Here is a 24,706-nt window from a genome sequence, read left to right as displayed (position 1 = left end):
GTCAGGCCCCGGGAACCGTGAACACGGTGCAGTCGCCGCGGTCGGCGAGCAGCTGCTCGAGGTCGGTCCAGGCGAGCCATGCGCGGCCGTTGACGCCCCAGCTGGTGCTCCAGGAGTTGGTGAGCCAGACGCGCTGGTTCTCCACGTCGAGTTCGTCGAGAACGATCTCGTGACCGCCCCGGACGGTGCCTGCGACGGTGAGCTTCCCAGTGAGGTCCGGGGTGGACATGCCGGACAGCCACGGGATGCCGATGATGACCGGCTGCTTGGCCAGGGCGGCGAGGGTGGCGTGCAGAGAGAGCGCGTGGTGGTAGCTCGGGATGAAGCCGCGGCGTTTGAGGACCTTGGCGATCGCCAGACCGCTGCCGCCGTGGTCGTTCGGCGGGAACGGGCCGTAGCCGAGGAGCTGCTGCTCGTCGCTGTAGCAGGCCAGCGCGAAGGACTCGTCGGCCAGCGACGACCCGCTGAGGAGCTTCTTGCCGATCGCCTCGTAGAAGGGGCCGGTGCCGAGGCAGCCGATCGCGGCGTTCGCGGTGCAGGAGCCGATCTTGCCCTGGTCGAACACGGGCACGTACCGGGGGTGCTTGATCGACACGAGATGGGCGACGCCGGCAGGCTCAGGGATGGTGTAGTCGCGGCTGCGTTCGTCGTGCTCGACGTGGCGGCCGAGCCGCGGGTCGGTGGGCTCGTAGCGATGACGGATGACGGTCATGTGGGCCTGCTCTCTGTTGAGTTGTCTGGGGTGGTGCGACGGCGCCTGGAAAGGTCCGAGGCTGTATCGGCCGACGGCTTACCAGGGCGCTAGGCGGTGGAGCGGTCTACTGGAAAGGCCCACGCCGGCGACGGCTGACGGCTTTCCAGAGCCGCTGGTTTTCGGTCTCGCACCACGCGATGTGGTCAGAGAGGAGCGAGACGAACTCGGCCTGACCTGCGGTGAGGTTGGAGAGCTTGTCCTGGATGGTCGGCTTCTTGCTCTTGCCGCCATTGCGGGTGACGGCGCGCTGGGCACGCCAGGCTGCGCCGGCGGCGATGGTCGCGGGGACGGCGGCGATGAGGGCAGCTCCGACGGTGGAGCTCAGGTGAAGCACGGGCGGTTACCAGCCGACAGCGATGTAGTTCACGCGGATGTTGGCCCCGTTGGGGACGGCCGCTCCGGATGCCTGGTGTGCGACGCCGCTACCCCCGTGGAGGGTGTAGTTCGACGCCAGCGGTACGACCGATGCCAGACCCGAAGCGTTGTCGCCGGGCGAGATCAGCACTGACACGACCCCGTTCGCGAAGGCATCGTGGAAACCGAAGGCGAATCCACCAGACCCGTTGACGACGGAGACGATGACGGAGCCTTGCCGAGTGATCTTGACGGTCCCGTTGCCGGGTGCGGCGCCGGCGAGTGGGGCGGGCTCGTTGCCTGTGAAGCGAGCGCCGGCACCCAGTGCCCCTTCGACGGCTTGGGCGCGAGTGATCTCGTTCGCGATCGCGGCCGCCAGTGTGCCTTCGGCGGCTGTCGCACGCGACGTCTCAGAGCCGATCGCCCCTCCAAGCGAACCTTCGGCCGCGGTGGCACGCGTCGCCTCGGTGTTGATCCGGGTGCTGAGGGAGCCTTCGGCCGCGGTGGCACGCGTCGCCTCGGTGTTGATTGCCCCAGCGAGGGAGCCTTCGGCCGCGGTGGCACGCGTCGCCTCGGTGTTGATCGACGCATCGACGTAGGAGGTGAGGGCGAGGGGGTGCCAGTGGGCGGCGCCGGCGGTTCCGTCGTTGACCTCGAGCAGTCCGGTGTCGGCGTTGACGATGATCCGGCCTTGCCAGATGTCGATTCCGACCAGTGCGTTGCGTTCTGCGGTCGTGTGGCTGGCGACGCCTGGGTTGGCGTTGAGCCAGTCGGCGACCTTCCCGATGTAGTACGGGGCGTCGTTGGTGTCGCTCCCGTCGAGGCTGGGCTTCTCAATTCCCTTGCTGGTCGTCGTGCTCATGCGATCGTGCCCTCCTCGGGGATGTGGGTCATCTCGGCTTCGAATGTCGGGAAGGCGGCGGCTTCGGCTGTGAAGGTCGGCCCGTGCTCGGCCTTCAGGTGGGCGAACGTTGCGGCGGCCGAGATCTGGGCCGTGAGGATGATCCCGACGGGCTTCTGAGTTGCGGCGGCCGCGGCGATGTCGTCGACGGTGACGCCGGGCAGGACCTCGCTGGCGTAGACGCGGACTGTCAGTCGCCAGGGCGAACCGTCACGCTCGACGAGGGTGACTGTCTGCTGTCCTCCGAGGAGGGGCTTGATGGCCGCGACGATCGCCGCTGGCGTTCCGCGCTTCCAGTAGGCCCGGCCGATGATGAAGGCGCGGTCTTGGTCGGCGGTGAGACCTGCAGGTACGGCTGTGCCGAGCAGTCTCCCGATCCAAGCCGGGTCCGGGCTCTGGTTGAGGTCGAACGCACGAGCCCATCCCGCGGCTGTGAGCTGCAAGCGCTGGTCGCTGTCGTCGAGAGGTGCCGCGAGGACGTCGACCAGTGGGTCCAAGAGCGGCCCAGCGTGGGCCGCGAACGCCTGGCCGAGGGCCGCGTAGACGCGGGCCGCGACGGCCGTGCTGGTCAAGACACTGTCCCTGTCACCGTCGACGGTGCAGTGGGGTCGTCGAGCGGCGCGGGAAGTGCAGCGACGCCGGCGAGCACCAGGTCGGCGGTGCTGCCGTTGACGGTGAGGGACGAGATGTACGCGACGCCGGCGACGGCGCCCGCGACCCGGATGGCGTCAGTGAACCTGACGGTGTTGGTAGCGACCCATGCCTGATCATCTGAGCTCGTGACGCCCCACTGGCTGAGCCACTTTGAGAGGGCGGCGATCACTTCGGTGTGCACGAGGCTGGTGTCCGCCCCCGTCTCGGCAACGATCGCGAAGGCGATGTGCACGGCGGTGTACTCCGGGTCGGCGACGTGGACGATGAAGTTGACCTCGCGGGCGCCCTCGATGACCGCTTGGACCTGCGTGGCGATCGGCGAGCTGACTGGCCGGCCGGCGGTGTCGATCGGAAAGACCGTGACGGTGCGCTCGGTCGGGGTCGTGGGGGCGGCCGGGTCGTAGAGGTCTACGCCGAGTGCACGGTGGACGCCCGGGACGGTTCGGGCGAGTGCGGCCAGGTCGGCTCCGTTGACGCCGCCGGGTCGCAGTGCGGAGAGGTAGTCGACGAGTCGGCCGAGGTAGGTGTTGACGTCCTCGGCGTCTGCCCCGTTGGAGGACGCTGCCGTCGCGTCGACCGCGGCGATGTTGGTGTTGGCGCTAAGGATCTCCAGCGACCCGATCGGGACGCCGTTGCCGACGTCGCCGGGAACGAGAGCGTTCATCGTCACGGGCATGGTCACGCTGGTGGCGGCGACGTCTGCCGGCAGAACGAACGCGACCTCGTCGCCATTGAGGTTGGTCCCGATGACGGTGAACCCTGCGGGGATGATGACGCCGATGCTGGCGACTGTGACCTCGGCCGCGATCGTGGCGGTGGCTCCGGTGTAGGCAGGGAACTGGAACGCTGTCTGTCCGAGGCCGGCGGCGGCCGCAGTGTCGATGACGAGGGCCGTGGCCTGGTTGAGGTTGGCGATCTCGCGGCCGAGCTCCTCGGCGAGGGCGACCTCCGGGGCCCCTTCGATGGCAACCCAGCCGGGCAGCCGAGTGGCGAGGCCGTCGAGGATCCTGGCGGTGACGGCGTCCTCGTCGGTCTCGAGCTGCGGCGGTTGGAACGACATGGCCTGGGCCTCCCTGGTCTAGGTGAGCGTTGCGTAGGTGGGTTGCGCGTTCCGGTCGCATAGCACAGCGACCTCTTGGAGCACGACCGACGGTTTGAACGGGTCGGCGACGTAGGACAAGCCGGTGGCGTCGGGGAGTTCGCCGTGGGATGTGTGCCGGACGTAGAGCCGGACGTACTTGGCGTACACCGGCCCGTCGGGGAACTTCACGTCGTGGATCCACTGGCGGCTCCAGTACGTCTCGTACCTGCAGCCGTGGGAACTGCTGTCGGTCGACCACTGCCGGCAGGTGGCTTCGCGGGCGACAGTGGCCCGTGTGGTCCAGGTGGTGCCGTCCATCGACGTCTGGACGTCGAAGTCGGACAGAGCGTTCTGGTTGAGAGAGAGGTTGCCGGACCACACGATCACCCGGTCGACGCGCGTGAGCCTCGGCCAGTCCAGCGTGACGGTGTCCGGGAGCGTGGTCCCCGAGTTCGCGGTGTCGGCCCAATACACCGACCCGGGCTGGGTCGACTGCACCGGGTAGAGCTCCCACTGGTCGTCGTTGATGGCCTTGACGAACACGCCTCCCGTGCGACCTGTCGGGACGACGCCGCTGGCCGCGCTAGCGCTGTTGATGAGCGCACTCATTGTGTGGGGCCAGTCGTTGCAGGTGACCACCGTTGCGGTCACGTGCGCAGGGAGGTGGACGTAGGTGGGGATGTCCTCGACGGGGACGCGGAAGTATCCGTGGACGTCGCGCTCGAGAGTGCTTTGGTGGCCGAGGCCGTTGACGACCTCCAAGTCGAGGACGGTGGAGTCAGACACCTCGAGGGTGACGGATGAGCCGCCGTCGACCTGCAGCGAACTCTGCGCCTGCATCACGGCGACCGACGTCAGGTCCGAGGGGTTCCGGTAGACGGATCCAAGGAAGATGCGGTCGCCGATCGGGCCGAACGACATCGCCGTGTGGTGGAGCTTGCCCCAGGTCTCTTCGGCCAGGACCCGCATGAGCACCATGCCCGGTTCCCACGTCTGGTCGGCGTCGAGCATCCACGTCGGGTAGTCCCAGAACCCGTGGCTGATGTCGTACCAGAGGACCGCCCGCTCGCGGGGGACACCGAACTGCTCCCACAGCAGGGTCTGCAGCGTCATCTCGCGGCCGAACCGTGGGGACCACACGCCCCCGTTGTGGATGATGTGCTCGGGGTTCAGCCCTTCGGTGACCCAGACAGGTCGGTCGTTGACGCCGAAGTGGTCCAGGACGTCGAACCAGCCCTGGATCAAGGCTCGCGCGACGTTGAAGTCACCGCCGGGTTGCACGTTGTAGATGTGGGTCGACCACTCGTCCACGTAGTCCGCGAACCCTGCCGCGAGCAGTTGCCCGAACCAGCAGCTGGCGGGCGTGTCGGTCGGGTCGAGAGGATTGACCCCGAACAGTTCCACGTACCCGGGGCCGAGCACCTTCGCGGACGAGTTCTCGTCCTTCACGGCCTTGTGGAACAGCTGCCAGACCTTGAGGTTGTCGGTGATGAACTGCGGCTGTGGCGACGGCTCGTTGACCGGGCCCTCGAACCGGTCAAGGCCCAAGGAAGTGAGTGCCGCGACGGTCGCCCGGACGCCGAGGTACGCCGCGTTCGGCACCTGGACCGGTGCCGGCGTGTTGACCAGCTCGGGGCCGTTGAGCCAGATGTAGGCCGACACCCAGTTGATTGCCGCCTGCGCATGTGCGATGTCCGCGACGTTGTCGTAGGTCTCGATCGGCGTCACCCCATCGGCCTGCGTGACCACGATCTTGAACCCCGACACGGTGCCAGCGGTCACGACCACCCTGTACGTGGCTGGATCGCGCGACGGGTCGGCCGGCAGGACGTTGAACCCGGCTCCCCCGACGATGACCTGGAGGAAGTCCACGGCGAGGTTCGGGAACTCCACCCATGTCTGCCGAAGCGCCGACCGAGCGGGGTCGTAGTGCGGCGACGTGTTCGGGACCGTATAGACCTCGTTGCTGATGGCCTGCTGGATCCGGTTGTTGACCAGAGCATCCGACTGGCTGCTGTAGACGTACCCAGATCCGGCCGTGGCGACCAGGTCGGCGGCGGTGAGCGCGAATGACACCGTGGTGGAGGTCTTCGCGGTGATCGTGTACGCGCCGTCGGTGAACGGCGCACCGATGCCGTAGGCGCCCATCGCGGCGCCGACCTGCAGCGTGTGTGCCTCGCCGAGGGTCAACGTAGCGACGTTGCCGGTGATCTGCTTCTGGGTGACGTGGTAGGCGCCGCCCTTGAAGTCCAGGGCGCTGTCCATCGTCAACCTCGCAGTGGAGGCGCCGATCGCGGCCCGGAGGCGCAGGTTGATGCTCCCGCCACCGAGCCCGGGCGCCCCGGTGGGGAAGAGGGCGGTGAGGAAGTCGGTCGTGCCCTGTGACCCGGTGGTGGGGACCGTCCAGTCGGCGGGGTGAACTGTCGGGTCGAATGGCGGGAACGACGCCAGCTGTGTGCGAAGGATGACGATGTTTGTGGCTCCGACCGCAACCCCGCCGTTCCAGGTGCCATAGGCGCCGACGTCGGCGGTGTTGATGTCGTCGTACTGGTAGAGCCGGTACCAGCCCGGCTTCCACCCGCCGGACGGTGCCGGGATGGCGTACATCGTTCCGGGCGTCGTGGTGGCCGAGTACTCGTCACCACTGACGACCCGACCCGCCACGAAGGGGAGCGACGTGACGACGTTGTCGTACCAGTCGCGGACCTCGATCCGGGTCACGGTCTGTCGTGCAGGGGTGACCCGGATGACCGGGTTCTGGTCGGCGTAGTAGACCCCAGTGGCCGCGTTCAGCGTCGGGTTGGCGGCGGAGGCCGCTGCCCCATACGGGAAGGCCCAAGTCATCGGGCTATGCCCACGCCATGATGATCTTGCCGGCCCCGTACCCGCGGCCGAACGGCGGCGGCGGATCCCCGACGACCGGGACCAAGCCAGTGAAGGTCGGGCCGGCGGATCCAGCCGCACCTGTGCCCACCCCTGCGCCGCCGTTGCCCGGGAGTGTGATCAGCTGGGCAGCAGGGTCGATGTCGATCTCGGTGGCGTGCAGGTTGATGATCCCGGTACCGCCGCCGCCGCCACCTGCAGCGTTGCCGCCAGCACCTGGTGCACCATTGCCGCCGGACGCGTTGAGGATCCCGGTCGCACCGATGACGATCCGCTTGGCGATGATCACGATGTTGCCGCCGCCACCGCCTCCGGATCCGCCCTTGTTTGCCCCGTCACCCGCGCCGGCCGCGCCGCCGAGCCCACCGGTTGCGCCACGCGGGGAGGTGTTCTCCTGCGGGTACTCCACAGACGGATTCATCAGGAACATCAGGCCAACCGGTCCGGCCTCCGGGTTCCACGCGGAGTTCGCGACGTGGTACTGACCACCGCCTGCACCGCCGGCGTTGCCACCGGAGGCCCCGCCGGCACCTCCGCAGCCGCCGAGCCCCCACCATGTTGGGTCGGCGCCTGCTGGTGCTGCAGCACCGGCACCGGTGCCACCGACCGCACCCGCATATCCGCCGTACCAGAGGTCGTTCGGGGTCGGGGTTCCTGCTCCACCAGCCTGCGCCGGCGCTGCCCCGGCGGCCGGGGACTCGCCGCGAGTGTCGATCGTGCCGTTGATCGTGACGGTGCCGTTGGACACGATCACGACGGGCATCCCAGCTCGGGAGATCCCACCGCCCCAGTAGTAGCCCTCCAAGGTCACGCCGGCGTCGATGGTGAGGTCGCCGCAGTGGAACGGGGCTGCCCCGCCAAACTGGCCCCCGCCGAGGAACTGGGGGTAGTAGACGCTGCCCGCACGTCCGAGCCAGTGACTCAGCGCCAGATCCACCAGGCTCAGACGCGAGTACCAGTCCTGGGTCTGATCAGTGCCGTCCAGCACGATCGACGGGTACGAACCAGCAGGGGTACCAAGGAAGGTCCCGAAGCCCATCCCAGGTGGCGCCGGGTGGATGTGGTCGGCTCGAGCCGCGATTCCGAGTACGCCAACATGGCCGACGGTTCCGGACGCTGCGACGGGCTCCTGGGCGGGCGTCTGGCCTGCTCGTGCGAGCGGGGCGGCCGAACCCACTGGAACGAATGCCTCGCCGAGAGCAGCGTCCAGGGCGCCTCCGGTACCAACCTTCGTCGCCACTTTGCCTTCGACGGTCGCCTCGGTGATGAGGCGCCTGTTGGGGGGTTGCGTCATGTCGAGTGCCCTCTCAGCTGTAGTACGGAACGCCGTCGGCCTCGGTCCCGAAGACCGTGGTGTCGCTGGACGTGATGTAGGGGACGCCGTCGAGATCGGTTCCGACGCCGAGCGACCCCTTCGGGCCGATGAACGGGATGGTGTCGGCGTCGAAGGCGATCCCGGCGCGGGCTGGCGGAGCGAAGGTCGCCGACGCGGCAGCGCCGAGGGGGGCGACGTTGATCACCTCGAGTACGCCGGCGAGGACCTGTTCGAGGATTGCTGGCTCGGCGCGGGGTTCCCACTCGTCGATCAGCGCAGCCAGTGTGGACACTCCAAGCCCGCTGAACGTCGGATCCGGCAGCCCGTAGTCGGGCACGCTGCGTCGATCGGTCGGGCGTGTGTCGAGGAGCAACGCGACCGACTGCACGATGTCTGCAGCGCTGTCCTGGACAACCGTCCTGAGCCCCTTGGCGCCAACGGTCAGCGGGAACGCGAGATGTGCGGGCACGGTCGCCTCCATCAGGTGAAGTAGGGAACCCCGTCGGTGTCGATTCGGATGCCGATCGATCCAGGTCCGGGCGCGCCGTCGGTGATTGCCCAGGGACGCTCGAGGGTGAAGATGACCAGGCAGATGTCGCCGACGGCGGTGTCACTGGATCCGCGGCATGGCCCGATGGGGGTTCGGGTGTCTCCACGCAGCGGTGTGGCATAGATGCCGCGGCTGTTGATCTTGACGACCTTGGCGGTGACCGGTGGGCGTTCGATCGCCTGGTAGCCGCGCCAGAGTTTCTGGATCGGGTCGTTCACACCCATAGCGCCGCCCCTGTCCATCCCTGCAGCGCCGCGTTGGTGAAGACGTCGACGCCGTAGCCGGGGCCGCGGGCGTCGACTGTGAGGTCGTTGCCGAGGCTGATGGCTACGTGGTTCGGTCCGCCGGCGACGATCCGGAACAGGAGAGCGCCGCGGATCTGAAGTGCCTGGGCAACGGGGATGGTTGCGCCAGCTGCCTCGCAGGCGATCCATTGAGCTGCGGCAGGCCGCTCGACCGGCTTCCCGGCGGCCGCGGCCGCCGCTGCGATGAGGCCGGAGCAGTCGAAGCCTCCCGGTCCGGTCGCGCCCCACTGGTACGGCTTGCCGACCTGTCGCAGTGCGAACGCGACCAGGCGGGCGCGCGCTGCGCCGTCGACGACGCCGCCGAGGTCGGTGGCCGTCTGGCCGGGGAGGTAGTCGGTGTCCCCTGAGTCGCTGTCGCGACTGTTCGGGATCGTGCCGGGCCGCAGGGTGGGTTCGTCGAGGACGTGGGGACCGCGGGTGAGCGTCGCGTGCCCGCGGTTGGTCGTCACTGCTGCCTTGAAGCTCGAGACGATCCAGAGCCCGTCTGCGGGGCCGCAGTCCTCGAGGATTATCGGCTGGCCGGCGGCGTAGGTGACCGTCTCGGTGTCGACGTGAATCGTGGCCTTGGACGCTGGCGTGGCGGCGTCAAGGTCGAAGTCGATGTGCTGGACTCCGTCACTGTTCTCGTTGACGGCGATGGGCGTCTTGTAGAGGGTCGTGAGCCACTCGTCGGATCCTGCGACCAGTTGGGTGCCGTCGGAGAACCTTCGCCAGGGTGTGATGGCGGCTTGGGCACTGTCTCCCAGGACGTCCCAGCTGTTGGTGATGACACCGCTGCTGGAGCGTTCAAGGACGGTGTCTACCTTCCCGAGCTCGGTGATGTTGTCGACGGCGTGCGGTACGCGTGCTTCGTGGGCGAGGCGGGTGAACCAGCCGTGGCGGGATACCGTGCCGGGCGGGACGGCGAGGGGGCTCGTGCGACGTCGAAGCGCCGCGGGGATCGCGTCCTCGAAGGTGACCGAGATGCCGCTGCCGACCTTCTTGACCCCGACGAGTTCGTAGTGCAGTCCGCCGAGTACGGCCCAGCAGCGGCGGTCGATCGCCGCTGTGCTGGTGATGAGCGCGCGGTCTTTGTCGTCGAGGTACAGCTTCAGGGTTGAGGCCGACTCGATACTCAGGTCGAGCTTCGGCGGCTGCGTCACGGCCTCGAGGATCGCGTCGGCGTTCGGGCATCCGACGAGCTGCAGCCCGGCGACGAGTGCCGTGGTGTCGATTGTCACGGGGACCTCAGCCCTCTGCGGAGATGAACGACGCCCAGTCAGCCGCCGTGGGCTGCGGAGTGCCTGACGACTTCTTGCCCTTGCTGGTGCGCCGGCGAGAACCTTGGGCCGGACTCTTCGTCTTCTTCGGCGGGACATAGGACGTGAACGCGAGCTCCATCGCCTGCTGGATCCGCTGCCCGTGGCCGTTGATCAACGCGTCTGCCCATGCGATGTCCTGAAGTACCCACCGCTCGTGCGGGGAGACACCGGGGACCCCTTGGATCGTGAGCCAGGGCGGCTCGGGTGCGTTGGTCATGGCATTGCCCCACGACATCAGGACCGCGCACCGGTGCTCCACGGACCTGTCGATGCCCGTACCGCCGGCCTCGACCCCGTCGAGGATGACCGGGAGTCGCAGCGTCTTCTCTGTGCCCCCAGCCCAGCTGGTCGCCGCGACCTGGCGAGGCCTGGCGACGCTGGTCCAGCCGCCGACGCCACCGGAAAGGCCCGGGAAGTCAGTTGGCTCGAGGAGGACGTAGGGGCCCGGCGGGGAGATCTGGCTGACCTTGATGTCACCGGGCTTCACTTGCGACCCACTCGCTTGTCGATGTCCTCGAGCACAGCCTCGGTGAGCTCGTGCCCGTCGACCTCGAGGTGGACGTGCAGGTCGCGGCGATCTCTATTGCCGGGTGCGCCGGCGAGAGCCAGATGGCGCTCGTCGAGCTTGGCGGGCTTCGCCTGCAGGGGCTTGACCGCCGGGAGCTTCGTGACGCCGCTGCCATCGATGTAGTACCGCTGCCCGTTGAGCGGGACGGCTGCTTCGTCGTGGCCGACTTCGGCCATCGTCACGATGGTGCCGCCGGGGCGGGCCTTGATGATGCCGCCCTCGGCGAGGGCGGGGATGTCAGGGATCGTCTTGTTGCCGAACGGGTGGACGCCGAAGGCGCCGATGCCGTGGAGGGCGGAGTCGAACGGGTCGATCACAGTGGAGTTGATGAACCCGATGACGGCGTTGACGATGAGCTTGCCGAGGTCGGTCACGAACCCGCCGACAGTGGACGCGCCCTTCTTGATGCCCTTCCAGAGGCCGTTCATCAGGTCCTCGCCGGAGTGGAGGAGCCACTTCCCGGCGTCCGCGAAGAGGCCGCCGACTTCGCCGGGGATCTTCTTCAGGAACCCCATCACGTTGTTCCAACCGTGCTTGATGCCGTTGGTGATCTGGGTCCAGTGCTTGGCGATCCACACGCCGGCGATCCCGATCGGGCCGATGAGGGCGCCGAGGAGATAGGGCCAGTTGTGCTTGATCCAGTTCCAGACGATCTTGAGCACGTTGCCGATGCCGTTGATGAAGTTCCGGAACCCGGTCGAGTGCTTGTAGAGATGCACGAACCAGGTGATTACCAGGGCGATCGCGATGCCCAGGAGCACGAAGGGGTTGATGGCAAGGATCGCCTCGATGGCGTCGAGAGCGAACGACAGCCCCCAGGTGACGCCGACGAGGATCCCCATCACCGTCGCGAAGGTCTTCACGTCCTCGCTGTGCTTCTTCATCCAGCCGCCGACGTCCTTGACGAGACCGCCAACGAAGTTGAGAGCCTGGTGGACCTTCCCGAGGACGCCCTCGTTCTTCTGCCACTGGTCGGCGAAGTGCTCGAGCATCGGAATGCCCTTGCCGATGATGAAGTCCGCGACCTTGGTGAGGATCGGGAGGAGCCACGTCCCGATGCGCACCTGGAGCTCGTGGATCGTCATGTGCAGCCGCTGCATCTTGCCGTCGAGGCTGTTGGCCTTCGCCTCGGCCTGACCCTTGAACGTCTGAGCCATCAGCTTCAGGGCGTCGGTCAACTTCAGGGTGTGCCCTTGGGCGTCCTTCGTCTTGAGCCCAAGCTTGGCCAGCGACGCGGTGGTGCCGTTGTTGGCCTTCATCAGGGCCGCGGAGACGACGCTGAGCGACTTCCCGGTGCCAGCTGAGACGTCCATGGCGAGCTTCAGCTCGGCGTGGGCCCGGGCCGTGTTGTGGGTGGACTCGATGAGTCGCTCGTAGGCCGGCATGAGCTCGTCCTTGGACACGCCGTACTGCTCGGACATCTTGCCGAGCGACTCACCAACCGCCTTGGCCTGCTCCTCGTTCGCGCCGACGCTGTTGCGCAACGCGATCGTGAGCTTCCGCTGAGCCGCCTCGTCCTCGATCGCCGATCGGGCCGACTCCTTGAGGAACTCGGTGCCCTTCTCGATCGCCTCGAATCCAGCGAACGCGCCGAGTACTCCGGCCGCGGACTTGATCCAAGAGTGGCCGCCCTCGGCAGCCTTCTTGAGTCCGCCGCCGAAGCGGGCGAGGCCCTTGGCCGACTTCTCGGCCTTGGCGCCGACGTTCTCGACGTCCTTGCTCGTGTCGCCGAGGTCCTTGGCTGCGGCGCGGCGGTCCTTGATGGAGATCCGGATGGAGATCTCGGCGTCGTTGGCGTTGCCCATGCCGGATCACCCCCCTTTGAACAGCGGTGCGAGGACCTTGCCGAGGTTGTTGGCGGTCTCGATGGCGAGGTTCTTAACCAGGCGGTCTTCGCGTTCGATGCGCATCTCTTGGGCGCGCCGCAGCGTCGCGGCGGCGATGCGTAGGTCGTCAGGCCCGAGGCCTAGGAAGGCCATGGGGTCGAACCCGTGGGTGAGCGCGACGGCGGCTGTCTCGATGCCGCCGTCGCTACTCAGTTTCCCTCGTAGTCCTCGTCGAGCTGCTCGCCGGTGTAGCCGGAGAACTCCGACAGCTTGTTGGACGTGGCGAGGACGTCGCCGTCCTTGATGTAGAGCGCCCTCACGATGTCGGCCGCCCGCGTTACGTCGTCGCCCAGGATCTCTGCGAGCCGGTGGTCGAACTTGACCCAGTCGGCCGGGTCCGGGCTGCGGTCCTCCGGGTCGATCGAGATCGGGTCGCCGTCGTCGTCGAGCTCGTAGATCCCGATGCAGGCGTTGACGAGGAAGGTGGCGTGGACGCGCATGACGGCGTCCTGGTCCTTCTTCTTGTTCTCGATGACCTTGTAGCCGGTAGCGATGGTGGGCTGGTCGAGCGGGGCGTACCGGACGAAAATCTTCGGTTCGTATCCCGGGACGGGGTAGTCGATGAAGAGTTCTTCCTTGGCCTTGGCTCGCCGATCGCGGATCGAGCTGAGGAGGCTTCCGGGTGCGCCGGCAACCTGATCCTTCTCGGTGCCCATCAGTGGACCGCGTCGCACATCATGACGAGGGTGTAGTCCCGCGGGTCCGCGCCGGCAGCATTGGCCTCGCCGGTGTTGACGGACTTGAGCTTGCCCGTCCACACCTTCGGCTTGCCCCACGGGTTCCCGTCGTCATCGAGCGGCTGCTCGGTGACCGACATGGGGGCCTTGCCTGCCCGCTGCTCGAGGGTGCGAAGCAGTTCGACGTCGCGCTCGCGGTCGTAGTCGCGGGTGACGGTGACGTCGTTGACGGTCGGGCGCCCGTTGTAGATGCGGACTCCGTCGACGGTGATCCGCTTGTTGAGGTCGGAGTCGGTGTCGCCGCCGGTGCGGTCGTTGAACGCGCCGATCGACTTCCCGTCGACGACGACCGTGGTGCGGAACTGGTTCTTGCTTGCCATGGCTCAGGCTCCTTGGGCGATGTTGGTCACCACGTCGATGACGACCTTCTCGGTGTGCGGGGACAGGGAGGCGTCGACGGCGGCGTGCAGCTCGCCGGCGGCGACCGTGCTGGGCGTGTTGACGCCGGCGACGTCGACGCCGAAGGCATCGGCGGCACTGGTGCCGAAGAGGGCGCCGGCGGCCCACAGCGGGGCGAGGTAGCCGCGCAGCATCCCGGCGAGTTCGCTGTACAGGAAGCCCTGGGCGTCGATCTGCCGGAAGAGGAACGTGGATGCGGCGGCGGCAATACCGGCTCGGAGCTGCATCGCCATGCGGCCCCAGTTGAGCTGCCGGTAGTTCGGGTCGGTGGAGAGGCTGACCCATCCGTAGAGCTGGGGCTGGCCGAGGTACACCCTGAAGACGCAGACGCCGGCGTCGTTGAGGGTGTCGTGATCGCTGTCGCTGTAGAGCACCGACAGGGTCGACGCACCGTGGACGTAGCCAGCTCCGCGGCCCTGGTCGGCGGCGGGTGCGTTGTTGGCGTGCCCGGCGGCAGCGTCACCGCGGCCGCACAGGCCAGCAGCGATGACGGATCCGGGGACGACACGGGTAGCGCCGCTGGTCGTCGGGAAGACCGACCATCCGGCGATGAGGCCGGCGTTGGTGGATCCGGCGGCCGCGGCCAACGACACCGCGAGGGTGGCGATGTCGGCGGCGGCAGCGTCCTCTGCGGCGTCGAGGAGCACACAGCGCCCGGTCGCCGCCCCGTGAGCCAACAGAGCGTCGTGGGCTGCCGTGGTGGTGATGCCCGGGATGAGGACCTGACCGGGGCCGAGGTCGATGGTGAGCATCGCCAGGGCCGTCGCCCATTCAGCCTGCGTGACGGCGGACGCGTCGACCGCGGCCGCGCGCAGGAGCGTCACCTTCGGGGCACCCTGCGTGAGGGCATCCCCGACGTAGGTCGCGATCGCGTCCGGCGCCAACGATGCGAGGGCGTCGGTCTTGCTGTAGCAGTCGACCGGGGTGGTCGAGCCGGTGGCGCCGGCGTACACCATGAAGGCGACACCGGTGTCGGTGGGTGCGCCGCGCTCTTGAAGAGCGGCGGCGACGTTGACGAGGACCTGGGGTCGCGTCACGGTTCCTCCTTGAGGGGTGAGTTGGGGTGTTGCACTTGGCCGTCAGGAGCCCGGGTGGGCGGTGACGGTGGTCTGTGTGGTGGCCACAGTCGGCAGGTCGAGCTGCAGCGGCTTGGTGGTGACTTCGACGGTGGCGTCGAACGTGCAGGCGCCGGCGGCGATCGTGCGGGCCTCGTTGCGGGCCGGGAGAAGGTTGTAGCCCTCGCCCTTCCACTGGATAGGCCTGCAGTACCCGCCGAGGCTCTTGTGGGTCAGGTAGGTGGCTCGGATCGCGGCGATGTAGTTCCGCACGCGGGCCTGGGTTTCGTCGTGAGTGCCGCCCCGGACGTACAGGCCGGTGGAGATCCGCCAGGTCGTGAGCCAGGTGTCGGTGACCGCCTGGTAGATGGGGTCGCCCACGGTGTCGGAGGCGACGATCGCGATGCCCGGGAGGTCGGCGGTCGACAGCGCTGTGACGGTCGGGACTTGCTGCCATGTCTTGATCGGCTTGTAGCCAGCACCGGTGGTGTACCCGAAGCCGGTCATCGTGTTGACCAGGTAGGTCTTGAGGATCGTCTCGGCTGCAGTGCAGAGCTCGTCGACGGAGCGGATCGGTGTGACCATCAGAGCTCCTCGACGATGTGCTTCAGGAGGGACGACGCCCAGTCGATGACCAGCCGCTCCGACGGCGCGGGGAGGGGGTCGCGCTTCGCGGTTCCACGGGCGCCGGCCTTGAGGTACCCGGCGTACTTGGCGGGCCCGCTGGTGGCCTTCACGGCTTCCCCGTCGATGTGCGGGTCGGTGAGGCTGCGGAGCAGGAGTCCGGTGTCGATGAGGATGCGGCTACTGCCCTTCTCTGACGTGGTGACGACGTCGTCGGGCGCCCACTTGCCGTCGTCCGCGGTGTCGTAGGTCTCCTTGATGTAGCCAGTCAGAAGTTCGGACAGGTGGCCGAGGAGGCGCTTGTCGTCCTCGAGGCGTTCCTGGACGGTCTGCAGGCGATGCAGTACCCGGGTGTCGTCAACGACGATGTCGAGGGACATCGCGACCTGTCAGTTCGGGCCGCGGCGACGCGTGTAGTCGATGACCCGGTCGGGGTAGCACTCCGCCGGCGGGAAGTTCCCTCGCGGCCTCGGTGTGATGTTCACGCCGTTGGCACCGCCGTCGGTGGGAATCCCGCCGAGGTTCTTGATGAGGTTCGTGAGCTGACCAAGCAGCTCGAGGTACCGCTGGTGCAGGTGGTATCCGCGGCCGGGGTCGCCGGGAGCCTGCTGTTCGGGGTACTCGGCGTATTCGATCTCCGACGCCGTCTGCACGGCGATCGCCTCGACAGCCAGGTCCCGGATGGGACCAGCCGGCGGGTCGCCGCCAGTGAGGACACGGACGTAGACAGAGGCACCCAGCACGCGCGCCTGGAAGCGAGCGATCTCGTCGGAGTCGGTGCTGGTGAGGATCGCGGGCTCGCGTTCCTCGAGCAGGCCGGCGACCTTCGTCTGGGTGATGTCGTCTACGAGGGCCATCAGACGCCTGCGGCCTCGAGCGCAGCGATGATGTCGGCCTTCTTGGTCGCCTCGCCCAGGTCGACGCCATGGTCGGCCGCCCAGGCCTTCAAGTCGGCGAGGTTCATCGCCTTGAAGTTGACGGCATCCGGCTGGATGATGCCGGCGGCCGCGAGGCGGACGACCTCGCTGGGCAGCGCACCCTCAGGGATGCGCTGCCCAGCGTCGACCTTGACGACCCCGTCCGTCGTGCGGATGTGGGTCGGGACCGTCGCGGTGGACATCAGGCCTCGTCGTCCTGCTCAGCCACATGGGCCTCGATGGCTTCGACGATCTGGGCCTTGGTCGCCGACTCGTTGAGGCTGAGCCCCAGCGTCTCGGCGTGCGCCAGGAGCGCGGCCTTGTTCGCCTTTGCCAGGTCGATGTCGCCGTCCGACGGAACTGCGTCGGCCACGGCCAGGTGGCCGCCCTCGATGAGGCGCTCGGCGTCCGCCTGGTCCAGTGCTGCGGCGTCAACGCCGCTGCCCTGGTAGACGTACCGGTGCGTCCCGTCGAGGTTCTTGACGATGGTTAGCGGGGACTTGCCGATGAGGATCTTCGCCATGGCTCAGACCCCCGTCACGATGACGGCCGCGTTCGGCTCCTGGACGAGCGGGACGCCGGTCTTGCGACCCTGGATCTTCCAGCCGTCGTTCTCGTCCTTGCGGATCCGCTTGAACTCGGCCGCGGTCGGGTCGGACGGGTCGCCCTGGTAGCCGCCACCGAGGTCCTCCCAGCCGATGGAGCCGAGCTGGGTGGAGTCGGCGACCATGACCTTGACGCCGGACGGCAGGTTCGTGGTCTTCATCAGGGTCAGGCCCGCGATCTCGACGACCGTGCCCGTCCGAAGGATGCCCTCGAAGTCCAGCGCGCCCGCGAAGGTCTTCGCCAGCGATGCGACCAGTCGCGCCCACGAGATCGGCTCGGCCGCGACACTGTCGACGGCGTACCCCTGGTTCAACGCGTCGACCTTGGCGCCCGAAAGCAGGAGGTCGAGGAACTGGTCGGCACCCGCGGCGTTCCACGCGACGCTCGCACCCTGCGTCTGGGTGACCGCGGTGGCGATCGCCGAGAGGGTGACAGAGTCGAAGTTGAACACCAGGAAGTTCGCGAGCTTGATCAGCTTGCGCTGGAGCACGTCCATGCGGTTGCGTGCGACGAGCTCGTCGGAGACGAGCGTCGCCTGGCCGCGCTTCAGGCTCGTGGCGATGTTGGTGACCGCGCCGGTCGTGTCGGTGAGCGGGTACTCACCAAGCTGGTCGATGATCTCCGGAACGTCGTTCGTGAAGATCGACTCGTTCGTCTCGTAGACGACCGAACCGGTGCCGGTCAGGTTGACGCGACCCGTGAGCAGCCGCCCGCCGACCAGTCGCTGCTGCACGAGGGTGCGCAGCAGGCGGTAGAGGATGACCGGGTTGTTCATCAGGTAGTCAACGGTGATCTGACCGTTGTTGAGGGACGGGTTGGTCGAGTAGTCCTGGTTTGCCATGGCTAATTCAGACCCCTTTCAGCGGATGAACTTCGCGGCGAACTTGGCGCCTGCGGCGCCTGCCTCGAGGGCGAAGCCCACGAGGAGGTCGGCGGCGTCGGTGCCGGAGACCCAGGTGGTGAGCGTTCCGCCGGCAGCGCACTTGAGGCGGTCGTTCTTGGCGACACCGCCAGCGGCCGCGATCGGCCGCTGAATGTCGTCGAGGAAGGTGGTCACGGTGTCGCCGATGTTCGCGTCGTGGCCGGCGATGCCAAGCCAGATCGCGGAGTTGGCACCGGCGATCGCACCGTTGTTGTCGACCATGAGGCCGCCGGTGATCGCTGCGGTCGCAAGAACCTTCCACGCGATCGCGTCATCGGTCTTGGGCAGGTACTCAGCCATTGAGGGCTCCCTTCTGGAGGCCGAACGTCGCGCCGAGGGCGTCGAGGGCGTCGGCGCTGACTTGCGGCGTAGAGGACGAGTCGACGTCGCCGGCGTGGCCACGCTCGTCGACCGGGATCAGGCCGGGCTCGAGCTGCGCGAGCACCTGCTCGGCACCTTCCGCGTCGGCCGCGAACTGCTTGATCCAATGGTCCTTGCGGGCCGGCGAGATCTTGCCTGCGGCGATGGCCGCGGTGATCAGGCTGTCGCGGTGGGACGCGATCTGCTGGGCGCGGGCTGCGCGGCCGTCTTCGGCGCCGGTGCGCAGCTCGGTGAGGACGTCGGTCTCGATGAGGGACATGCCCTCCGGGATCGCCGCCGTGGCGGTTGCGACAGGGGCGGCCGGCTGGATGCCAAGAGCCTCGGAGAGAGCCGCCACAACGGTGGCCTCGTCCGCGGTCTCGGCAAGGCCGAGCTCCTGCCGCGCGTTGGTGATCAGCTCCGGCAATGCCATCGCGGTCTCCTTCTGTGCGGTTTTGGTGTGCCCGTCCGCGGACGCGGTCGGGGGAATGTGGGCCAGCGCCGCGGCGGCGATCTGGGTGGGTGCCGGGGCGGCGTCGCGGCCGGCGTAGCGGTAGCCGAAGCGTGCGAAGAGCGCCGACATCAGCTCGTCGTCCTCGAAGTCGACCTCGATCTCAGACTCGTCGTCGGTGCCGCCGGCGGTGATTGTCTTGCCGGCGTCGGGCACGACTTGGGTGGAGTCCGCGAGGCCGGCCTCGACGGCCTCGGTGGCCGTGTACCAGGTCTCTGCGTCCATGACGGCGGCCCAGTCATCGGCGGTTCCGGAGCCGGTGGCTTCGGCGTACAGGGCGGCCATGTTGCCGGTGAGCGAGTTGAGCTGGTTGATGACCTTCTGGAGGTCGGAGACCTCGCCCCAGGCGCCGCCGGACGGGTTGTGGACCATCAGTGCGGAGCCGGGCGACATGATCGTTTCGTCACAGCCCACGGCGATCACCGACGCGGCCGAGGCTGCGAGGCCGTCGACGACTGCGGTGATCTTGGCGGGGTGGGCGCGCAGGAGGTTCAGGATGGCGACGCCCTCGAAGGCGGCGCCGCCCGGACTGTTGAGTCGGACCTGGATCTCGGTGACGGCCGGGTCGAGTTCGTCGAGCGCCTGGGCGACGTCGTTCGCGCACACCGACGCCGAGCCCCACCAGCTGGAGTACGACACGATCGACCCGTAGATGCGGATCGTGGCCTTGGTGCCGTCGACCGACACCTTCGGGACCGCGGAGGCCTGCGCCTCACGGCCGATCGCGAGCCTGCCCGCTGCGGGCAGCGCGGCCGAAAGCTCAATCGGTGCGGCGGTGTTCACTCGACGAGTCACGAGTCCTCCTGGGGGTCACTGGTGTCGTTCTCGACAGAGATCTGGGGTGGCGGCTTGGGTGCGCCCGTGGCTGGCGGGGGCAGGATCTTGCCGCCGCGGGAGGGAAGACCGATGGTGGTGCGGATGAAGGTCTCGAGGGTTTCGTCGGGCTGAAGCACGCCGGCCTCAACGAGGGAGGCGATTGCCGCGATTACCTGCTCGTTCTTGGATCCGATCTCGTCAAACACGAGCCGCGGTGCGGGTTCCTCGGGGCCGTAGTTGACGTCCACGAGGTCTTCGATGATGTGCTTCGTCGCGGTGTCCCGGACGTTCTCGGCGATGGCCTCGATCGCGAGCGACAGGATGTCCATAAGGGTCGTCCCGAGCGCCCAGGATCCGGTGGCCTTCGCTTGCCCGAGGTTGAGGACGTTCGCCAGCATCGAGCGGCTGATCTGCTCGTCGTGGTACTTCACGCCGTTCAGCGGGTCGATCAGTTGCCCGGTGACACCCATGAGCTCGAGCTCGGCGTCCTTAGGGATCGAGACGCCCGAGTTGTCGCCTGCGCGGATGTTGCTGGCGATCTCCAGGCCGGCCTCGATCTCGGTGTCGCCATCGGTGGCGGCGGTGTAGACCGGGATGCCCATTCCGTTGCGGTCGGCGGACTGTGCGTGGATTCGCAGGAGCCGGTCCTTGAGGAGCCAGTTCTTGTAGCACGACCGGAGGACGGAGCGGCCAATCCAGTTCCCGCCGCGCTTCTCGTTGACGTACACGACGAGTCGGCTCACCGGCAGCGTCGCGCCCACTGCGCCGCCGCCGGCCCACTCACCGAACGCCGGCGCGAGGAAGCCCCGGGCGTACTGCGTGATGGACACGAGACCGCCGTCGGAGGCGATGTCCCAGGCGAAGATGGATCGCTGCGGACGGAAGCCCAGTTTGCGGAGGTGCAGCAGGTTGTCGTTGGGGTCGAGGTAGTACAGCTGCTCGAAGACAGCGTGACCGAACTGCAGGTGATCCTGGACGGCGATCTGCAGGTGCTCGGTCCAGGAGAACCGGCCGCGGGTGCGAGTCGCCGGCACGTCGGTGTCCTGGCCGACCACGGGAAGGCCGAGGTCCTTGGCGACGTGGGCGACAACCTCTGGACGGCACCCGGCACCGTCCAGACGCCAGCCGGCCCGGAGGATCGGGGTCGTGATCGACTTCAGTGTTGCGTCGACCTGGCCGTCCTGAGCCAGCATGTCCTCGAAGACCTGCAGCGACTGAGGCCAGCGCAGCTCGGGAGTCTTCTCGGTCTGCAGCATCGCCCAGAACGGGCCGGGGGTGGAGACGGTGTAGCCCATCTCGCGGACCGCTGAGGTTGCGGCCTTCGGGGCAGCCTTCTTCTTGGTGGCCACTACGCCTCCCTCTGGGTCTCTGTGGGCCCGCAACGCGGCCTAGAAGCCGGACGAGCGGGGGTCGAACCCGCCTGTGGCCCTGCGCGGCCGCGCAGGGCTGCTGGGGCTCTGCTCGAGGGGGTTGGCGGCTTCGGCCGGACGCTTCGTTCTTGCTGTTGTCCCGGCGCTGCTCTTGGTGCGTGGCGCCGGCACCGTCCGGGGCTTCACGGCGACGGTGAGCGCCCATCGATGGATCGCTACCGAGAAGGCGACCAGCGCGCTGATGTCGGTCTTGTTGCCGCGGCGTTCCCATTGCTGGGTTTCGCTGGTGAGCTTCGTGATCGCCGATCGAGCTGCGTCGTCGAGCTCGGGCTGGGCAACGTGCGCGAGCTCGCCGTCTTTGATCATCTTCTGGGTGGCCATACAGGCCGCGCCGACGTCGCCGGCCGTGAGCTGCTTGTGGTCGATGCCGGCGGCGGTCAGCGGAGCGGAGAACATCTTGGCTGTGGGCGTGAGCGCTACCTCGAGGACGTTCTTCTTGCCCAGGTCGTCGTACAGCTGCTTGACGCGCTTGACGACCCAGCCCTGCCCTTCGTGGCGATCAACGAGGCCAAGTGGTCGACCGTTGGGACCGTCAGTGGCGATCGCGACGCTGGTCCACTCGAGGTGTGGGTCGACGTCGACGACGATGAGGCCGCGCGCGGGGAGCGTGTCGCCGGCGACTCGGAGCGAACGCCACTGGTCCATGTCGATCACTCCCCGGTGGCTCTTTGCTTCGGGGTTCCCCCACCATCCGTAGCGCTCGCGCGCATATGCGTCCGGGTTGAGCTCGAGGCGTTCGCCTTCGACGGTTTCCCAGTCCAGGCCGTGGTCGCCGTTGCCGTGTCGAATGTCGAGTGACGGGTTGCAGGCGTAGAGGAGGACGAGATCTTCGAGGTCGGGTCTTGGTCCGTCGGGCGCCCCGTATTCGATCCAGCACAGACCCTTGTCGTTGCCTGCGTTGGAACGGATTCGTGAGAAGGCGGCGCCGAAGCCGTCGCCCAACTTGTCGGGGTCGGGAGGCGTCCCGAGGTAGACGATCTGGCTGTTGCCCAGGGCGCCCGACGAGATAACCGGCCGAACGGCGGCGAGGTCTTCCTCTGCGAGGTGTTGACCTTCGTCGATGATCAGCCGGTCGTAGGTGGTGCCTCGCGCGCCGCCGCCGGTTCGGGTAGCGAACTCGATGAGGCCGCCGCGAGCGACGTGCTCGACGGTGGTCCCGAGCGGACGCCCGATGGATCGGACAAGTGCGCCATCGACTCGCCACAGGTCCTTGAGGATGATGGCTTCTTGGCCGTTGACGTTGCGGACGTCAGCAACGAGCGCGTTGAGCTCGGGGAACTTGGCGTTGGGGTCATCGCGCTTCTCGCCGAAGAAGTGCTTGAGCCGCTTGAAGGCCTTCCGACTGGTCTTGAGCTCGTGAGCGGTGTGGAGGATCCACTCGCCCAGGACGATGAGGCAGTAGAGCTCGAGGACCTCGACAGCGCCGTTCTTGCCATTCTGGCGGGGCACGGCGAGCCCGCAGGACCGGTGCACCCAGCGCGCGTTCCCGCGGCCGCGGCGTGCCAGCCACTGGCGGAGGATGTCGACCTGCCAGGGATCTGGGATGAGCCCGTACTGACCGGCCAGAAAGACGGCATCGTCGGCGTCCTCGTAGTTGCTCGCCCCGGTGGTCTGGCACCACTTGACTCGAGGGATGCCCTGGAGCCGGCGGAGGTCCGGTTCAGCTGGTCGTTTGCTCACGAGCTGCGCGTCTCTCCGCGAGCTGATCCAGTCCTGTCGATGGTGCGGCCTGGGCGGCAGGCGCAGGAGCAGCCGGGGTGTTGGCCGCGGCGGCGGCCTTGGCGACTCGGATGTCCTTCAGGAGCTCCTTGAAGGCGATCTGCTGCATCCGTGCTTCCTGCAGGACGGACTGGAAGCCGACCGTGACGCTGACGTGCTGGTCGCCGTTGTGATCCCACCAGTCGGGGTGGAGTCGGAACGTCAGGAGATTGAGCACACCCTTGCCGGCGATGATCCGGTCGAGTTCCTGGAGTCGGTCGGCCGCGCGACAGGCTTCGAGTCCGATCTCGCCGAGGTGGGTGCCAGCCTCGAGGTCGAGGGACTTCCACAGAGCGGCACCGCGGCGGTGCAGGCCCTCGGGAGTCGGGGCCGGTTCAGCCTGCGCCAGCGGCGGCTCGGTGCCCGCCTTGCACGGGGGACAGATCTTCGCTCGACCCTGGATAACGGTCTGACAACGGAGGCAATTGGCCATCGAGACCTCCCGGCGCGTCGCTGGTTGACAGATAAGGCGGCGTGCAGTACGCGCTCAGGTCAACTTGTCGATGCTCCGGGGGGATAACGACGGCCAGACCTCTCTCCGTCTCTGCAAGGCCGGGGGCCTAGATTTTTCGGCCGTCGATCAGGGAGTGAGCGGCCTGAAGATGTCAAGCGCTCGTGCGCGGTGTGTCGTGGGGTCGCCCAGGACGAGAGACTCGTTGGGGATGCTTCCCCGCAGCCGGTTGCAGCTGGTGCACGCGCCGCGGACGTTGGTCCGCTCGAGCGCCAGGTGCGGGTGGGTCTCGACTGGCTTGATGTGGTCGCCGGTCTGGCTGGCTCGGGTGCAGCCTGGCAGGCGCAGCGTGCAGTCTGGTTCCTCAGCGACGACGCGATCGCGGAGCGCGCGCCAGGCGCGCGTGCCTCGTGGATCCGAAGTGGTGGTCATGGCCGCTCCGTTGGGCCGGGTCGTCCTGGCTGGCCGCATCGCCTGCTCAACGTGGCCGAGCCACCGACCCGGAGGATTGCGTGGGCCAGCCAGGAGAACGAGGAAGGCCGGGCGCTTGATGCGTCCCGGCCTTGGTGTGGAGACAGTTGTCCCGCTGGCGAAATGGTACGAAACGGTGGACCGTCGTGGCGGGATGTCAACCCTTGGTCGGCGTGTCGTCCTTCATTCCGCGCTCACGGTAGCGAGCGATCTCGCGCTCAACGTCAGCCGCGTGCGGGTCGTACACATGGGCAAGCGCCCCACGGCCGCGGCTCGGGATCTGCCCGGCCGATGCGATCCAGCCCTGAGCGCGCCACCGCTCGATCCGCTTGATGGGCACACCAGTGGCCTCACTCAACTCGGCCGCCGTCAGGCGTCGGCTGCTGCCCGTCATGGATGCTGCTGGAGGTATTCGAACGGCACAGTCTCGCCGCCACTCTTACGGTGGGTCTCGTCGGCTTCCTTGAACGTGAGCGCGAACTGGAAGTAGATGCTCCTCGGCTCGTCGGCGATCACCGCATCCACAACTTGCTCAGCCGACCGCTTCGCATCGCGGGCAGCTCGGTCGACGAAGAACTGGATGATCTCCTCAGGAGTTCCGTCATAGACGGCCCAACGGTCGGTGCCGCTCGAGAAGATCGCGAGCTTGCCGTCTGGCTGCTTGATGACCTGGTAGCCCATCAGCGATCGCCAACCTTGGTCCGGCCGAGCAGCCGGTAGGTCGTTACCCGACTGACGCCGGCTGCCGCAGCCATCGTCTTGACGTCGACGAGCTGGTCCTTGTCACCTTCGAGCATCGCGGCCTTCATGCGCGCCAAGGCCGCTGCTCGTGCAGTGTCGGCAGCCTCGAGCTCGCGCCCGGCCGCTTCGAGCTCGGCGACGATCTCGTCGTGCGTCATCCGCGGAAGGACTTCGCTACTGCAATGAGCGACAGGGCTGTCCAGGCGGCCCAGAGCGCCCACGGGAGCGGTGTGACGACCGAGGTAGCCGCAAGGGTGGCGCCGGCCGCCGCTGATACCTGCACGCCTCGGTTGGTGATGATGGACATTGGTTGATCCTTTCGTGTTTATGGAGGGCCGTGTGACACTGGTGGGGCC

At 67.8% G+C, this 24,706-nt stretch carries 32 protein-coding genes; all 32 read right to left on the bottom strand.

The features are described from left to right. Position 1: 1 nt before the first annotated feature. A complete protein-coding gene (locus KCTC_RS08955; protein ID WP_125568736.1) occupies positions 2–712 on the bottom strand; it encodes a C1 family peptidase in 711 nt (236 codons plus the stop codon). Positions 713–818: 106 nt separating this feature from the next. Then, a complete protein-coding gene (locus tag KCTC_RS08950; RefSeq protein ID WP_125568734.1) occupies positions 819–1,088 on the bottom strand; it encodes a hypothetical protein in 270 nt (89 codons plus the stop codon). A gap of 6 nt (positions 1,089–1,094) precedes the next feature. Next, positions 1,095–1,970: a hypothetical protein gene (locus tag KCTC_RS08945; protein WP_125568732.1), complete on the bottom strand. Its 876-nt coding sequence runs from the start codon at positions 1,968–1,970 to the stop codon at positions 1,095–1,097. Further along, on the bottom strand, positions 1,967–2,581 hold the full coding sequence (locus tag KCTC_RS08940; RefSeq protein ID WP_125568730.1) for a hypothetical protein: 615 nt from the start codon (positions 2,579–2,581) through the stop codon (positions 1,967–1,969). Before KCTC_RS08940 ends, KCTC_RS08945 begins: the two co-directional genes overlap by 4 nt. Further along, complete coding sequence (locus KCTC_RS08935; RefSeq protein ID WP_125568728.1) at positions 2,578–3,723, bottom strand: baseplate J/gp47 family protein; 1,146 nt, start codon at positions 3,721–3,723, stop codon at positions 2,578–2,580. Before KCTC_RS08935 ends, KCTC_RS08940 begins: the two co-directional genes overlap by 4 nt. Positions 3,724–3,741: 18 nt before the next feature. Further along, positions 3,742–6,588, bottom strand: a complete 2,847-nt coding sequence (locus KCTC_RS08930) for a hypothetical protein (RefSeq protein ID WP_125568726.1) — start codon at positions 6,586–6,588, stop codon at positions 3,742–3,744. Between the two features lie 4 nt (positions 6,589–6,592). Beyond that, positions 6,593–7,921, bottom strand: a complete 1,329-nt coding sequence (locus KCTC_RS08925) for a hypothetical protein (RefSeq protein WP_125568724.1) — start codon at positions 7,919–7,921, stop codon at positions 6,593–6,595. A 13-nt stretch (positions 7,922–7,934) separates the two neighbouring features. Then, positions 7,935–8,411: a GPW/gp25 family protein gene (locus tag KCTC_RS08920; RefSeq protein ID WP_125568722.1), complete on the bottom strand. Its 477-nt coding sequence runs from the start codon at positions 8,409–8,411 to the stop codon at positions 7,935–7,937. An 11-nt stretch (positions 8,412–8,422) separates the two neighbouring features. Continuing rightward, a complete protein-coding gene (locus tag KCTC_RS08915) occupies positions 8,423–8,716 on the bottom strand; it encodes a hypothetical protein (protein ID WP_125568719.1) in 294 nt (97 codons plus the stop codon). After that, positions 8,707–10,017 (bottom strand): C40 family peptidase, encoded by a 1,311-nt coding sequence (locus KCTC_RS08910; RefSeq protein WP_164512548.1) that lies wholly within the window; start codon positions 10,015–10,017, stop codon positions 8,707–8,709. Before KCTC_RS08910 ends, KCTC_RS08915 begins: the two co-directional genes overlap by 10 nt. A gap of 7 nt (positions 10,018–10,024) precedes the next feature. Then, a complete protein-coding gene (locus tag KCTC_RS14715) occupies positions 10,025–10,585 on the bottom strand; it encodes a hypothetical protein (RefSeq protein WP_164512547.1) in 561 nt (186 codons plus the stop codon). Further along, positions 10,582–12,471, bottom strand: a complete 1,890-nt coding sequence (locus KCTC_RS08905; RefSeq protein ID WP_125568715.1) for a phage tail tape measure protein — start codon at positions 12,469–12,471, stop codon at positions 10,582–10,584. Before KCTC_RS08905 ends, KCTC_RS14715 begins: the two co-directional genes overlap by 4 nt. 6 nt (positions 12,472–12,477) lie before the next feature. Further along, on the bottom strand, positions 12,478–12,645 hold the full coding sequence (locus KCTC_RS14710; protein WP_164512546.1) for a hypothetical protein: 168 nt from the start codon (positions 12,643–12,645) through the stop codon (positions 12,478–12,480). A gap of 56 nt (positions 12,646–12,701) precedes the next feature. After that, positions 12,702–13,208 carry a hypothetical protein gene (locus KCTC_RS08900; RefSeq protein ID WP_125568713.1) on the bottom strand — a complete coding sequence of 169 codons (507 nt, stop codon included), beginning with the start codon at positions 13,206–13,208 and terminating at the stop codon, positions 12,702–12,704. After that, the gene (locus KCTC_RS08895) at positions 13,208–13,609 is read right to left on the bottom strand and encodes a hypothetical protein (RefSeq protein WP_125568711.1); all 402 of its coding nucleotides are present in this window, start codon (positions 13,607–13,609) and stop codon (positions 13,208–13,210) included. The genes KCTC_RS08900 and KCTC_RS08895 overlap by 1 nt, the downstream gene beginning before the upstream one ends. Before the next feature lie 3 nt (positions 13,610–13,612). Then, positions 13,613–14,725 (bottom strand): hypothetical protein, encoded by a 1,113-nt coding sequence (locus tag KCTC_RS08890; protein ID WP_125568709.1) that lies wholly within the window; start codon positions 14,723–14,725, stop codon positions 13,613–13,615. A gap of 42 nt (positions 14,726–14,767) precedes the next feature. Next, positions 14,768–15,328 (bottom strand): hypothetical protein, encoded by a 561-nt coding sequence (locus tag KCTC_RS08885; RefSeq protein ID WP_125568707.1) that lies wholly within the window; start codon positions 15,326–15,328, stop codon positions 14,768–14,770. Next, positions 15,328–15,747 carry a phage virion morphogenesis protein gene (locus KCTC_RS08880; RefSeq protein WP_125568705.1) on the bottom strand — a complete coding sequence of 140 codons (420 nt, stop codon included), beginning with the start codon at positions 15,745–15,747 and terminating at the stop codon, positions 15,328–15,330. Before KCTC_RS08880 ends, KCTC_RS08885 begins: the two co-directional genes overlap by 1 nt. Before the next feature lie 9 nt (positions 15,748–15,756). Further along, positions 15,757–16,224: a hypothetical protein gene (locus tag KCTC_RS08875; RefSeq protein WP_125568703.1), complete on the bottom strand. Its 468-nt coding sequence runs from the start codon at positions 16,222–16,224 to the stop codon at positions 15,757–15,759. Then, a complete protein-coding gene (locus tag KCTC_RS08870) occupies positions 16,224–16,487 on the bottom strand; it encodes a hypothetical protein (protein WP_125568701.1) in 264 nt (87 codons plus the stop codon). The genes KCTC_RS08875 and KCTC_RS08870 overlap by 1 nt, the downstream gene beginning before the upstream one ends. Continuing rightward, positions 16,487–16,807, bottom strand: coding sequence for a hypothetical protein (locus KCTC_RS08865; protein WP_125568699.1), 321 nt, complete (start codon positions 16,805–16,807; stop codon positions 16,487–16,489). Before KCTC_RS08865 ends, KCTC_RS08870 begins: the two co-directional genes overlap by 1 nt. Before the next feature lie 3 nt (positions 16,808–16,810). Then, entirely contained in the window at positions 16,811–17,731 is a 921-nt protein-coding gene (locus KCTC_RS08860) for a phage major capsid protein (protein ID WP_125568697.1), read from the bottom strand. 18 nt (positions 17,732–17,749) lie between these two features. Beyond that, a complete protein-coding gene (locus KCTC_RS08855; protein ID WP_125568695.1) occupies positions 17,750–18,112 on the bottom strand; it encodes a capsid cement protein in 363 nt (120 codons plus the stop codon). Then, a complete protein-coding gene (locus KCTC_RS08850; protein ID WP_125568693.1) occupies positions 18,105–19,478 on the bottom strand; it encodes a head maturation protease, ClpP-related in 1,374 nt (457 codons plus the stop codon). Before KCTC_RS08850 ends, KCTC_RS08855 begins: the two co-directional genes overlap by 8 nt. Next, positions 19,475–20,848, bottom strand: a complete 1,374-nt coding sequence (locus KCTC_RS08845; RefSeq protein WP_125568691.1) for a phage portal protein family protein — start codon at positions 20,846–20,848, stop codon at positions 19,475–19,477. Before KCTC_RS08845 ends, KCTC_RS08850 begins: the two co-directional genes overlap by 4 nt. A 39-nt stretch (positions 20,849–20,887) precedes the next feature. Next, a complete protein-coding gene (locus KCTC_RS08840; protein WP_125568689.1) occupies positions 20,888–22,609 on the bottom strand; it encodes a hypothetical protein in 1,722 nt (573 codons plus the stop codon). Then, on the bottom strand, positions 22,590–23,120 hold the full coding sequence (locus tag KCTC_RS08835) for a hypothetical protein (RefSeq protein ID WP_125568687.1): 531 nt from the start codon (positions 23,118–23,120) through the stop codon (positions 22,590–22,592). The genes KCTC_RS08840 and KCTC_RS08835 overlap by 20 nt, the downstream gene beginning before the upstream one ends. 147 nt (positions 23,121–23,267) lie before the next feature. Next, a complete protein-coding gene (locus KCTC_RS08830; protein WP_125568685.1) occupies positions 23,268–23,570 on the bottom strand; it encodes an HNH endonuclease in 303 nt (100 codons plus the stop codon). Positions 23,571–23,766: 196 nt separating this feature from the next. After that, positions 23,767–24,003, bottom strand: a complete 237-nt coding sequence (locus KCTC_RS08825) for a hypothetical protein (RefSeq protein WP_125568683.1) — start codon at positions 24,001–24,003, stop codon at positions 23,767–23,769. After that, positions 24,000–24,290, bottom strand: coding sequence for a hypothetical protein (locus KCTC_RS08820; RefSeq protein WP_125568681.1), 291 nt, complete (start codon positions 24,288–24,290; stop codon positions 24,000–24,002). Before KCTC_RS08820 ends, KCTC_RS08825 begins: the two co-directional genes overlap by 4 nt. Continuing rightward, a complete protein-coding gene (locus tag KCTC_RS08815; RefSeq protein ID WP_125568679.1) occupies positions 24,290–24,508 on the bottom strand; it encodes a hypothetical protein in 219 nt (72 codons plus the stop codon). The genes KCTC_RS08820 and KCTC_RS08815 overlap by 1 nt, the downstream gene beginning before the upstream one ends. Then, positions 24,505–24,657 carry a hypothetical protein gene (locus tag KCTC_RS14705; protein ID WP_164512545.1) on the bottom strand — a complete coding sequence of 51 codons (153 nt, stop codon included), beginning with the start codon at positions 24,655–24,657 and terminating at the stop codon, positions 24,505–24,507. Before KCTC_RS14705 ends, KCTC_RS08815 begins: the two co-directional genes overlap by 4 nt. Positions 24,658–24,706 lie beyond the last annotated feature (49 nt).

Source organism: Nocardioides baekrokdamisoli, from assembly GCF_003945325.1.
Taxonomy (GTDB): Bacteria; Actinomycetota; Actinomycetes; order Propionibacteriales; family Nocardioidaceae; genus Nocardioides; species Nocardioides baekrokdamisoli.
The sequence above is the reverse complement of the archived record's forward strand: the minus strand, read 5'-3'. Positions and strand labels throughout refer to the sequence as shown.